At 48.7% G+C, this 14,611-nt stretch carries 3 protein-coding genes; all 3 read left to right on the top strand.

Features of this window, described 5'->3' with window-relative positions; translation table 11 throughout:
• On the top strand, positions 1–5,382 hold a 5,382-nt coding region (locus ACH97_RS16465; protein WP_081043997.1), incomplete at its 5' end, for a non-ribosomal peptide synthetase.
• A gap of 26 nt (positions 5,383–5,408) precedes the next feature.
• Positions 5,409–13,103: a non-ribosomal peptide synthetase gene (locus tag ACH97_RS16460; RefSeq protein WP_057957850.1), complete on the top strand. Its 7,695-nt coding sequence runs from the start codon at positions 5,409–5,411 to the stop codon at positions 13,101–13,103.
• Between the two features lie 16 nt (positions 13,104–13,119).
• Positions 13,120–14,611 (top strand): condensation domain-containing protein (locus ACH97_RS16455; protein WP_241494264.1); only part of this gene is annotated, 1,492 nt, incomplete at its 3' end.

Here is a 14,611-nt window from a genome sequence, read left to right as displayed (position 1 = left end):
ACGGTGGATGCCGCATTTTATCGGTACGACCATGAAAAAGACAGGGAACGGATGCGGCTTCCGATCGGAAAACCTGTACCGGGAGCCCGTCTTTATATTTTAGACAGTGAGAAAGCTGTCCAGCCCATAGGGGTGGCCGGAGAACTGTATATCGCAGGCGCGGGCGTCGCAAGGGGCTACTTGAACCGTCCGGAGCTGACAGAAGAACGGTTTCTCGATGACCCCTTTTATTCAGGGGAACGCATGTATCAAACGGGCGATCTGGCGAGATGGCTCCCGGACGGCACCGTTGAATGGCTGGGCCGCATGGACGGTCAAGTGAAAATCCGCGGCTACCGGATCGAACCGGGGGAAGTCGAAGCGGCACTTCGCCAGATCGACGGCGTGCGGGAAGCGGCGGTTATCGCCCGGACAGAAGGGGAGGAAACCGAGCTTTGCGCCTATATTGAAGGTCAGGATCAAAAGACCGCAAGGACAGAACTGGGCAAACGCCTGCCGGCCTATATGATGCCTTCATCATTTATCGAGATGCGTGAGTGGCCTGTCACCCCGAGCGGCAAGCTTGACCGCAAGGCGCTGCCCGCTCCCGACGGAGCGGCTGAACGACGCGTTTACACCGCGCCGCGAACCATCACGGAAATGAAGCTCGCCAAGCTTTGGGAAGAGGTGCTGAAATACGGCCCTGCCGGCACTCGCGACCACTTTTTCGAACAAGGCGGCCACTCGCTGAAAGCGACAGCACTCGTCTCCCGCATCGTCAAAGCGTTTGGCGTGCAAGTGCCGCTGAAGGAGATTTTCGCCAAGCCGACACTGGAAGAGCTCGCCGCCGTGATTCAGGAATTGGATGAAAGCCCGCATGCGGCGATTGAACCGGCAGATAAACAGGACACCTACCCGGTGTCCTCGGCGCAAAAGCGGATGTATGTCCTTCAGCAGCTGGAAGACGGCGGTGTCGGCTACAATATGCCGGCGGCGCTTAAGCTGACAGGACCGCTCGACCGCGCCCGGCTTGATGAAGTATTCAGGCAGCTGATCCGCCGCCACGAATCGCTCAGGACGTCGTTTGAAACCGGGGTAGACGGCGAGCCTGTCCAGCGCATCCATGATGATGTCCCGTTTCAGCTGATGGAATTGGCCGCGGCTAAAGACTTTGTCCGTCCGTTCCGGCTTCAAGAAGCGCCGCTTTTCCGCGCCGCTCTTGTGAAGGAAGCAGAGGAGAGCCACCTGTTGTTGGTAGACATGCATCACATTATTTCCGACGGGGTGTCTGTCGGCACTTTAATCCACGAATTCAGCGAGCTGTACGCCAGCCGGACGCTTGCCCCGCTGCGGATTCAATATAAAGACTACGCCGTCTGGCAACAGGCATTCAAACAAGGGGAGGCGTACAACAGACAGGAAGCCTATTGGCTGAAGCAGCTCGACGGAGAGCTGCCGGTGCTTGAGCTTCCGGCCGACAACGCCCGCCCGACGGTACGAAGCTTTGCGGGTGATACAGTGTCCCGCACGCTTGATGCGAAAACAACAGCCGGCCTTTACAAGATCGCCCGCGACAACGGCTGCACCCTGTATATGGTTCTTCTCGCCGCGTACAGCACGCTTCTTGCCCGTCTCAGCGGACAGGAGGATATCATCATCGGTTCGCCGATCGCCGGAAGGCCGCACAAAGACTTAGAACCTGTCATCGGCATGTTTGTCAACACATTGGCGATCAGAACGCATCCGGCCGAAAACAAATGTTTCAGCAATTTCTTAAGAGAGGTCCGCGAAACGGCGCTTGAGGCATTTGAACATCAGGATTATCCGTTTGAGGAGCTTGTCGACAGGCTTGATGTCGTCCGTGATATGAGCCGCAATCCGTTGTTTGACGCCATGTTTATTTTGCAAAACATGGAACAGCATGATATGCAATTAGCCGGCCTTCAAGTCAATCGCGTTCAAACATTTGCCCATCAAGTATCTATTTTTGACCTTACATTGACCGCTTGCGAATCTAACGGGAATATCCGTCTCGACATGGAATTCAGCACCGATCTTTTCTTAAAAACAACCATCGAGCGCTGGATGAAACATTTGCTTGTACTTTTGCGCCATATCGTCCATCAGCCCGAGACAGATCTTGCACGCTTCAATCTTCTGAACGATGAAGATCAATACCAAATTCTTGTTGAATTTAATCACAAACACCTTCAACTTCCAGAACGAACAGCAGTGTTTCACGAACTGTTTGAAGAAACAACAGCGAATAATCCTCAGAAAATCGCAGTCATTGAGGGCTCGAAACAGATCAGCTATCACCAATTGAATGGTCGCGCCAATCGACTGGCGCGGACGCTTCAAACAGCCGGAATCGGTCCTGGAAAACGAGTTGCGATTTTGGCCAATCGTTCGATTGAAGCCATCATAGGTGTTTTGGCCGTGCTGAAAGCGGGAGGAGCGTATATCCCGATAGATTCCCATTATCCAGAAGAAAGAATTCGGTTTTTATTAAAAGACAGCGAAGCATCTGCGCTGCTGGCCCAGGCTGAATATATAGATATCGCTTCACTTTTGACAGATGGCAGTATGCCTTGCATCCAGCTTGACCATGAACATAATGGCCTGCACGAGGAAAATATAGTTTCAACAGCAACTCCAAAAGATACTGCCTATGTCATCTATACTTCGGGAACAACAGGAGCGCCAAAAGGAGTTGAAGTCAGACATCGCAATTTCACACATGCAGCGCTTGCTTGGCGAAGCATCTATGAGCTTGACCGCACACCGGCGAGAGTGCTGCAAATGGCCAGTTTCTCGTTTGATGTCTTTTCAGGAGACATAGCCCGGGCATTCTTAAACGGGGGAACGCTTGTGATTTGCCCGGATGATGTCCGAATTGAGCCCGAACTGTTATGTAAGCTGATGAATCAACAGCAGATTACATTAATGGAATCGACACCAGCCCTGGTTGTTCCCTTTATGGAATATGTTTACCGGCGGAAATATCGATTACCGAGCCTAAAGGTGCTGATTCTGGGCTCAGATATTGTCAGTGCACAGGATTTTTACACATTAAATGAACGATTCGGAAAAGAGATGCGGATCATCAACAGCTACGGTGTAACAGAGGCGACCATTGATTCAAGCTATTATGAAATCACGATGAGTAAAGAGCGCTATCACGATTTTGTACCGATCGGCATTCCGCTCCCAAATGTACAAATGTATGTTCTCAACAAGAACAAACAAGTTCAGCCCATCGGCGTCCCGGGAGAACTTTTTATTGGGGGGGAAGGCGTGGCCAAAGGCTATTGGCGAAAAGCTGAATTGACAAAAGCCAAATTCAGCGATCCTTTAGCGCAAGGTCGGCCGCTGTATCAAACCGGAGATCAGGCCTGCTGGCTTCCTGACGGCACCCTCCGTCTTTATGGGCGTCTTGATCAACAAGTCAAAATAAAGGGCTACAGAATTGAGCTCGAAGAAATAGAAAATGCGCTTTTGAAGAACGAGCATGTCAAAGAAGCGGCAGTCGCCATTCAAAAAGATATTGAAGGGAAAACCTATTTGGCGGCATACGTCGTTCCTAAAGAAGCAGACATCATCGATCTGCGTTTAGATTTGGCAAAAAGGCTTCCGGCTTACATGATTCCAGCTCATTTTGTCGGTTTAGAGAAAATGCCGCTTACATTTAACGGCAAATTGAATAAAGACGCTTTGCCTGCTGCACATGTTCAGAGCTTGGAAACTTACCATGCCCCGCAAAATGAAAAACAAGCATTGCTATGCCGGATTTGGGAGGATGTGCTCCATGTACGGCAAGCAGGCATCACCGACTCTTTCTTTCAGCTGGGGGGAGACTCCATAAAAGCGCTGCAAGTGTCGGCTCGTCTTGCCGCTGAAGGATGGGATATGACGATTCGGGATTTATTTCAATTTCCGACCATTGAAGAACTGGCGAGTCACCTGACTCCGACCGTATCAATTGCCGATCAGGGACCTGTTGAAGGGAATGCCAGTCTAACACCTGTACAGCAAAGGTTTTTTGCCTATCCTGGCGCCTTTGAACATCATTACAATCAAGCAGTCATGCTCACAAGTGAAAAAAGATTGGACGAGGCTGCACTGCGCCGGGCCGTATCCGCTTTAATCAAGCATCATGACGCCTTGCGGATGATGTTTAAAAAAGACGATAACGGACGCATCCTTCAATATAATCGCGGAATCAGTCAAACGGATGAGGATGGATTCAGCTTTAAGACCATAGACCTCGCCGATGAGACGCAGATTGCCGAACGCATAGAAGCGGAGGAAAAACGAATACAGCGGGCAATGCGTTTGGACGAAGGACTCCTTTGTCACATTGGATTGTTCAGATTGCGGGATGCAGACCATCTGCTGATCGCCATTCATCATCTGATTGTGGATGGTGTGTCATGGAGAATTTTGCTTGAAGATTTACAAACAGCTTATCAGCAAGCTTTAGCAGACAGAAAAATTAAATTGCCGCAGAAAAGCGATTCTTACGTAACATATGCAAACAGGCTGCATCCATTGTCAACAAGCAACGAACTGCTTGAGGAAGCGGCATATTGGGAGCATGCGATATCTTTTGAAACGACCGCATTACCAAAAGACGGTCATAGGAATGCGGACAGGCTGCAAAAAACGGCACTCATCGCTTCGCGCATGTTAAGCGTGAAACTGACAAACCAGCTGCTGTTTCAGACAAAACAGGCATACGGCACAGAGGTGAATGAACTGATGCTGGCGGCCTTGGGAATGGCGCTTGCCGATTGGACGAAACGTGAGCATTTCCTTGTCAGTGTTGAGGGACATGGCAGGGAAGGACATGTTCCGGACATTGATATTTCCAGAACTGTAGGATGGTTCACCTCGATTTATCCGGTTCTTCTGGACATGAGTGCACCGGACAATTCAAGCGAAAAAACCGCTTGCCGTATAAAAAACGTGAAAGACATGATGAGACGCGTGCCGAACCAAGGAACCGGATACGGGCTTTTGCAATCGTCCCAACGTATTCAGCACCGTGAACCTGAAATCTGCTTTAACTATCTCGGACAGTTCGACGGTCTCGAAGGAATGATGCGGATGTCTCCTTATCAGCCGCGCCACAACATTGCAGAAGAGCGGCCGAGAGAATTTGATTTGGACATTAATGCAATGGTCGTCAATCAGCGGCTTGATATTCAAACTGTCTATACCGACGTCTTTTCCAGGCGTTCGATTGAAACATTTATGGATGGCTTCTATGACCGCCTTTGTGAGGTCATTGAGCATTGTTCCGCCAAGAAAAAACGAGAAAAAACATTGAGCGATTTCAGCAATAAACAATTGACTTCCGCTTCATTCGAAAGTATTGCCAATCTCGTAAAAGAACTTTAATTTCGCCGGAAAGGTGTGTGGCATTCATGGCGCAAGAGACAGAGATTCAAGATATTTATCCATTGTCGTATATGCAGGAAGGAATGCTGTTTCATTCACTGCTTCACCCTGATTCAAACGCCTATATTGAACAAATTTCCTTCACCATCAGCGGTGATTTGTGTCTGGATTCATTTCAGAAGAGTCTGGATCTATTGATTGAACGTTACGACATTTTCAGAACGATTTATATAAAAGAGGTGCCTGATCTGGACGGGCCGCAGCAAGTCGTTCTATCACACCGAAAAGTAGCTGTTCAGACGGAGGATATTTCTGCCTTGACGGCTGAACAACAGAATACGTTGATAAATAGCTGCAAACAAGCAGATCGGCATCAACGGTTCGACCTGCAAAAAGGCCCATTAATGCGGCTGACCCTGTATCAAACAGGAGAAAAACGACATACATGCGTCTGGACCCACCACCACATCATGATGGATGGATGGAGCTTAGGTATTGTGCTGCAAGATTTTTTCCATATGTACTACGCTCTAAGAAACGGCCGGCCTTTCCACCTTGGGAAGCCGGCGCCTTACAGCACATACATGACTTGGCTTCGCGGTCAGAGTAGAGAAAAAACAGCTGCCTTCTGGTCCGATTATTTGGAAGGGTACGGGGAGCCTGTCTCTGTCCCCGGTTCAAAAAGCAAAACAACAGAAGGCGTTTATACACCGAGTCACCTTCAATTCTCACTCAAGCCGGAAACGGTTGAAAAACTTTCCGATTTAGCAAGGCGATTGGGCGTGACGTTAAACACATTGTTTACAAGTATATGGGGCTTGCTTCTGCACCGCTACAACGCGACTGATGACGCTGTATTCGGCGCAGTTGTTTCAGGGAGGCCTTCCGCCATTGACGGGATCGAATCAATGGCCGGACTGTTCATTAACACGGTGCCTGTCCGGATTCGCTCTTCTGCGGGTATGTCATTTTCTTCACTCGCCAAACAGGTGCAAAAAGACATCCTGACTTGTGAAGATCACGGCTATTATCCTCTCTATGAGATTCAAAACGAGAGCGGCTTAAACAAAGACCTGGTCAATCATATCCTTGTATTTGAAAATTATCCCGTCCAAATGCAGAAAGAGGTTAACGGCTGGGAAGAATCGGAGGAAAACGCTCTTCATCTTGATCATTTTTCCACGTCAGAGGAAACCAATTACGACTTGAATATTGTCATTGTTCCCGGTGAGACCTTTTACATAAAATTCAGCTATAACGCCGAGGTCTATGATCAAACCGACATACTTCGGCTTCAAGGGCATGTAAAAGAAGTGATCGATTGTATACTATCAGATCCCGATCAATTGATCACAAGCATTGATCCCGTGCCACTCGCTGAAAAAAAACTGATTCATTCCTTTCACGGCAAACAGCGAACTTATCCGGATCAAACAGTTTATGAGCTGTTTGAAGAGCAGGCCGCCAAAACACCGAAACAAGAGGCGCTCAGATTCAATGAAACAAGCTGGAGCTACCGTGAATTAGATGAGCGAGCTAATCAAATCGCTCGTGCGCTAAGGAAAGAAGGCGCAGGTCCAAATCAAGTTGCAGCTGTTATGCTGCGCCGCTCAAAAGAAACTGTCGCAGCTCTTCTCGGCATCTGGAAATCGGGCAGTGCGTATATACCGCTTGATCCGGATCATCCGCCTGAGCGGCTCTCGTTTCTCTTACGCGACAGTCAAGCCAAATGGCTCGTTACGCAACAAGAACTGCTCCCTTTTATCCCTGCGGATTACAAAGGAAAGATTGTCACAATTGAAGAAACAGACGCGGAACCAAAAGCCGCTCTTTCAGCACAGTCAGACAGCGAAAATTGGGCCTACATCATTTATACATCAGGGACAACGGGGCAGCCCAAAGGGGTGCTCGTCAGCCACAGAAGCATTTCCAATACATTGCAATGGAGACGGGAAGAATACAGCATGACAGACCGAGATATCGCGCTCCATCTCTTTTCATATGTGTTTGACGGGTCAATAACAGGTCTGTTCACACCGCTTCTGTCAGGCTCCTGCGTCTTACTGACCGATGAAGATGATGCAAAAGATGTCGTGGCTATGAAACAGCTTATCGCCCAACACGGCGTCAGCCATCTGCTCTTCGTTCCTTCCTTATACCGCGTACTGCTGGAGACCTTGACAAAAACAGACGCGGAAACACTCCGGGCTGTGACATTCGCCGGGGAAGCCGTGACACCTGATTTAATCACCGTAAGCCGCGAGATTTGCAGCAACGCCGAACTGATAAACGAATACGGACCGACAGAAAACAGCGTGTCAACGACGGTGCTGCGGAATCTTCAGAAAAGCGAGCAATTGACAATCGGACGGCCGGTTGATAATACATCTGTCTATATTATGCACGGGAACCTCCTTCAGCCGATCGGTGCTGTCGGTGAATTATGCATTTCAGGAAAAGGCCTTGCTGAAGGGTACTTTCAGCAAAAGGAATTGACAGATCAAGCCTTTACCGCCCATCCCTTTCATGAAGGAGAACGGCTGTACAGGACAGGGGATAAGGCGCGCTTTTTGCCGGATGGAACGATCGAATACCTTGGACGCCTGGATCACCAAGTAAAAGTCAGAGGATTCAGAATAGAACTAGGAGAAATTGAATCCGCACTTCGCGGCATTTCCGGGGTAAAAGACGCGGCGGCACTCGTACGCACTACAGCAGATGGAGAACAGGAGCTTGCGGCTTATGTTGTGTTGCAAAAGGAAACAGAGCGCTTGGACCTGCATAGAGCCCTTGCCGGGAAATTGCCGGCCTATATGATGCCTGACAGCTTTACAATACTGCCCAAAATGCCGCTTACAACGAGCGGAAAGCTGGATCGCTCCGGTCTCCCGGAACCGGCACATTCAGGCGGGACAGACGTCATGCCGAAAGCGCCCCGCACTTTGCTGGAAACAGAGCTTATGTCGATTTGGCAAGACGTGTTGAAGCGGGAGCGGATTAGCATACATGATGATTTCTTCCAATTGGGCGGTCAATCTCTTAAAGCGGCGGCGCTTGTCTCAAAAATCTATCAGCGGCTTAATGTTCAGCTGCCGATTCGCGAAGTCTTTTCATATCCGACGATTGCCAGCATGGCTCCTGCAATAGAACGGGTCAAAAGTGAGACCCGTCCGGAGATAAAACCAGCACCGGAAAAAAATCTGTATCCTTTGTCTTTCGCGCAAAAAAGGCTCTATGCCCTGCATCAGCTGGCAAAAGACAGTACAAGCTACAACATGCCCGCTTGCTTGGAACTCTGCGGAACACTGAACCGAAAGCGATTGAAAGAAACTTTTGCAACATTAATCGACAGACATGAGGCGCTGCGCACTTCGTTTGTTTTACAGGACGGGGAGCCGATGCAAAAAGTCGCATCATCTGCCGAAGTGAAATGGACAGAGTTGCACATTCAATTCGAGAAATCGCTCAATGAAGTGTTGGAATCGTTCGTTCAGCCGTTTGATCTTGAAAGAGCTCCGCTGATCAGAGTCTGCTTAGCCGCGTTGAACAAAGACCGGCATTTCTTCCTGCTTGATATGCATCATCTCATTGCTGACGGAATGTCAATGAGCACGTTTATTCGTGAATTCACGGCCATTTACAGCGGGAAAGAGCTGCCTCCATTGACACTGCAATATAAAGATTTCGCTGTATGGCAAAATGAACAGTTTTCAGTCGGGGCATTCGGCAGCCAAAAACAGTACTGGCTGGAAGTGCTGAAGGGGACGTTGCCGGTGCTGGACTTGCCGCTTGATCAAAAACGGCCGCTTCTCCCCGATTTTAGCGGAGACACTTTGACCACGCATATTGACAGGGAAACAGGGGCAAAGCTGCGCCAGTTAATGGATGAGACAGGTTCAACGTTATATATGGTGTTGCTGGCTGGCTTCTCAGTCTTTCTTTCTAAAATGAGCGGCCAAGAGGATATTGTCATCGGTTCGCCTGCACATGGCCGAGAACGCGCAGAACTTGATGGCGTGATCGGGATGTTCGTGAATACAATGGCGATGCGAAGCAAGCCTGAAGGGAATAAAACAGTCCGTACATATTTGAAAGAGATCAAAACACTGACACTTGAGGCTGTTGACAACCAATATTATCCGTTTGAGGAGCTCGTCCAACACCTTGACGCCCCACGAGAAGTGAACCGCAACCCGCTTTTTGACGCTATGCTGGTGCTTGAAAACAGCGATGATTTCAAGATGGAATTACCGGAACTGACGCTTTTATCACATAAACTGCCGCATCACTCGTCAAAGTTTGATTTGACTTTGCATGCCGAAGAACAAGATGACGGTACGATCAGCTGTCATTTTGAGTACAGTACCGCCTTATTTGAAAAGGCAACGGTCGCGCGCTGGTCTGATCATTTTAAAGCGCTAATCGGCAGCATGTCGGCCAATCACGACATGAAACTGTCCGACATGCAAATGCTGACTCCGAAAGAACAAAACATGCTGATCAATGCTGCAGGAGAAACGGCTGAATACCCGAGACAAGAGAACATCGCGAGTCTATTTGAAAAACAAGCAATGGCCGCTCCGGATCAAATAGCCGCCGTGATCGATGATCGGCAGCTGTCTTACCGGGAACTTGATGAAAAGGCTGAACGGACAGCTGCTGTGTTGAATGAACATGGTGTCGGTTCAGGGCAAGTGGTCGGTTTAATGACAGACCGTTCACTCGATATGCTTGTTGGGATTCTCGGCATCTTAAAAGCGGGAGGCGCCTATTTGCCGATCGACCCTGATTATCCAGCTGAACGGATCCGCTTTATGCTGAATGACAGCGGGGCCAAACTGCTGCTTACTCAATCCGGACAACAATGGGAAGAACCTATAGACATACCTGTTTTATATATTGACGAGGCAGAAAAAGCCGCAGCGAAATGGCGGCGCCAGCCGATATCAGCCGAACAGCCGGCATATGTGATCTACACATCAGGAACAACAGGAAAGCCGAAAGGTGTAGTGATTGAACACCGCAATGTGGTCAGCCTGATCAAACATGACGAGCTGCCTTTTTCATTCGGATCCCGGGACGTCTGGACGCTGTTCCATTCCTATTGTTTCGACTTCTCGGTTTGGGAAATATTCGGCGCTCTTTTACACGGCGGAAAAATTGTCATTGTCCCGAAAGAAACCGCCCGCGATCCCCGTGTCTACCGGCGGCTTTTACAAAAAGAAGGCGTGACTGTGCTAAACCAGACGCCTACAGCTTTTCACGGGCTTATCGATGAAGAATTAAGGCATTCGGACCGCTTACAGCTCCGCTATGTCATCTTCGGCGGAGAAGCCCTGCAGCCCGGGATGCTGATGAACTGGATTGAGAAGTATCCAGAAACGGATCTCATCAATATGTACGGCATTACCGAAATAACGGTGCACGCCACGTATAAAAAGCTGACTCGAACCGATATGAAACACAATAAAAGCAATATCGGAAAACCTCTGGCAACCCTACAAGCCTATGTCGCGGACGCCTATATGAACCTGCAGCCTGTCGGTGTGCCGGGAGAACTGTATATCGCAGGCGCCGGAGTCGCAAGAGGCTATATCAACAGAGAAGAGCTGACCGCTTCCCGATTCATCACAAATCCATATGTCGAAGGTCAGCGCCTGTATCGTACGGGAGACATCGTCAAAAGGATGCCAAACGGCGAGCTGGAATATGTCGGCAGAAAAGATGCGCAAGTGAAGATCAGAGGATACCGGATTGAGTTGGGAGAAATCAGAAGCGCCCTTCAAGAACTGCCTCCAATCAAGGAAGCAGCAGTCATAACAAGAAATGACAAAGACGGACAGCAATCGATCTATGGATATGCGGTAACGGCGCAGAGCCTAAATGAAGCAGAGATTCGTACATCTCTCAGAACGCTCCTCCCGGAATACATGATACCCGCGCGGATCATACAGGTTGACGAACTGCCGCTGACAGCTAACGGCAAGCTCGACGAAAATGCGCTGCCAGAACCGGCGGCCAATCAGGGCGCAGGTGAAGATATAAGCCCAAGAAACGATATTGAACAGATGATGGCTGAGATTTGGGAAGAGCTCTTAGGAATGGAGGGGCTCGGTGTGAACGCCCATTTCTTTCACCTTGGCGGAGATTCTATTAAAGCGCTGCAAGTATGCGCAAGGCTAAAGCAGCGAGGCTATGAAACAACGGTTCGCGAGCTGTTTAAACATCAGACGCTTGGCGAGCTGTCAAAGCGGGTAACGAAACTCCGGCGCGAGATTGATCAAGCGCCCGTCAACGGCGAAGTGCCGCTGACGCCTGTACAGCACTGGTTTTTCTCACAATCTTTGTCACACGATCACTTTCATCAATCTGTCATGCTGCACAGTTCCGCGCGATTTGATGAAACAGCTCTGCAAAAAACGCTCGCCCATATCGTGGTCCATCATGACGCATTGCGGATGGTATGCGGATATCAAGACGGAGTTTTAACACAGTACAACAGAGCCGAAGAGCTTGCCAAAGAGGAGCTGTTTTCGTTTGAACTGCTTGATGTAAGAGAAGCAGGATCATTAGCTCAAGAGCATGTGATGATTGAAAGGGCCGCGGAACATATTCAGAAATCGATTCAGCTTCAGACAGGGCCGCTTGTTGCAGCCGGCGTTTTTCGCGGATCGGACGGCGATCATTTGCTGCTTGTGATTCATCACCTTGTCATCGACGGAGTATCATGGCGCATCCTCTTCGAAGATTTAACCGCCGGATACAAACAGGCCCTGGCGGGAAAAGAAATCGTGCTTCCGGAAAAGACAGATTCCTATCAAACCTATGCCAAGCGGCTGACTGATTACGCAACAAGCCGACGGCTATTACGGGAAATAGATTACTGGACTGAAAGGGAAAAAACAAGAGTTGAACCGCTTCCGAAAGATGCCGAAACCATTACGAATCTGCTGCAAGATACAGACACCATAGACATTCGGCTGACAAAACAAGAAACAGAGCGTCTGTTAACGGCTGTAAACAAGCCGTATACGACAGATACAAATGACATATTACTCGCCGCGTTAGGCCTTGCGCTTCACAAATGGACCGGCAATGATCGATTCAAAATCAGCTTGGAAGGCCATGGAAGAGAAGCGCATTTGGAGGATATCGATATCAGCCGGACGGTCGGCTGGTTTACCTCGATTTATCCTGTTTTACTCGATGCAAGCCTTCCGGAGTCCGCAGATGATCATGAGCGTTTCGGCTACCACATCAAGCGGACAAAAGACATGCTGCGCCGTATTCCGTATAAGGGCGTTGGCTACGGGGTGCTGAAATACATCGGCGGCATGTGGGAACCTGAAGATTTCCAGCGTCCCGACATCAGCTTTAACTATTTGGGACAGTTTGACGAAGATATCAAGTCGAGCGGATTTCGCGTTTCTCCCGTCAAAGCGGGGCATGAGATCAGTCCGGATTGGGAGCGGCCTCATCTTCTCGATATCAGCGGCGCCGTATCTTCAGAATGTCTCGTCATGCACTTTGTCTACAACCGGCTTCAATATGAGAAAGAAACAGTACAAGCTCTAGCAGACCATGTTCAATTTTTTCTCAAAACGATCATCAAGCATTGCACAGAGAAAGAAAACCATGAAAAAAGTGCAACAGACTTCACTGATGAAGATTTAACTTTGGAGGAACTAAGCGACATTATGGGAGCTGTCAATAAATTATAGAAAAGGAGAGTCGCTGATGGTGCAGCAACCGGAAATACAAGATATCTATCCTTTATCTTTTATGCAGGAGGGCATGCTGTTTCACTCGCTGTTGGATCAGGAATCTAGAGCCTACTTTGAACAGGCATCATTTACGATAAACGGCTCGCTTGATACAGAACGGTTTCAAAAAAGTTTAGACGCGCTGATTGAACGCTATGATATTTTCCGCACTGCGTTTATACACAAAAATGTGGCAAAGCCGCGCCAAGTCGTGTTAAAAGAGCGGCAAAGCCGCCTTCAATTTGTTGATATTTCTCATCTGGACGAGGCGGCTAAAGAAACATTTGTCGATCAATTCGAACATGACGACAAGAAAAAAGGATTTGATCTGCAAACAGACCCTCTTATGAGAGTATCTATCTTAAAAAGGGCACACGAACAATATCATTGTATTTGGAGCCATCATCACATTTTAATGGATGGCTGGTGCTTTGGTATTGTGATGAAGGAATTTCTTGCGATTTACAAGGCTTTAGGAAAAGGGCAGCTTCCTGATTTTGAACCGGTTCAGCCGTTCAGCAAGTATATTAAATGGCTGATGCGACAGGATCGAAAAGAAGCTGAAGCTTTTTGGAAAACAAGGCTTGTCGATGTCAAACAAACCGCATCACTGCCCAAAACATCATCATCCTCAAAAGGAAAGCTTGAGCAGATGGCATTTACCCTATCTAAAGAACAGACTGAAGGGCTGCGAAAATTGGCCTTGCAAGCAGGCGCGACGCTGAATACGGTTTTTCAGGCATTATGGGGAATCATTCTGCAAAAGATCAACCGCTGTGATGACACAGTCTTCGGCTCCGTTATTTCCGGGAGGCCGTCTGATCTTGAGGACGTAGAAAAAATGGTCGGGCTTTTCATTAACACCATTCCCGTCCGGGTCAAAAGCGGGCCGGAGTCCTTTTTGACATTGGTCAGCCACTTGCAGCAGGAGTCACTGAAAGCGGAAGCGTACAGTTATTATCCTTTATATGATATTCAGGCGCAAAGCACGCTGAAACATGAGCTGTTTGACCATATTGTCGTATTTGAAAACATACCGGCCCAGCGCGAAATTGAAAGTCTGAATCAAGCTGATGCATTCGATTTCACAGTCGATGATTTCGATATGGAGGAAGTTACCAACTATGGATGCAGCATTAAAATCATTCCGGGAAGCTCGCTTTATATTCGCATAAATTTTGATATCGGACTGTATGATCCAGCCATGATGAAAAAAATCGAACTGTATTTACGCCATATCATAGGCTCTGTCATCGCTGATCCCAATCAACAAATCGCACAAATTGCATTGCTTGGCGAAGAGACTGCCAAAAAGATGCTGTACGAATTCAATCAAACAGAGCCCGCTGCACCTTTGGCGCCGACGCTGCATGGTTTTTTCACCCGCCGTGCAGCTCTGTCGCCGAACATGCCGGCGCTTCGTTTTTCCGGCGGTACCTTAACATATCGAGAGCTTGATCAGTATA

Origin of the sequence: Bacillus paralicheniformis (genome assembly GCF_001042485.2) — a bacterium.
Taxonomy (GTDB): domain Bacteria; phylum Bacillota; class Bacilli; order Bacillales; family Bacillaceae; genus Bacillus; species Bacillus paralicheniformis.
This window is presented reverse-complemented; position numbering and strand designations above follow the sequence as displayed.

Bases quoted from the DNA above. Each gene is read 5' to 3' on its own strand.
- ACH97_RS16460 (WP_057957850.1), top strand. From the start codon at position 5,409: ATGGCGCAAGAGACAGAGATTCAAGATATTTATCCATTGTCGTATATG.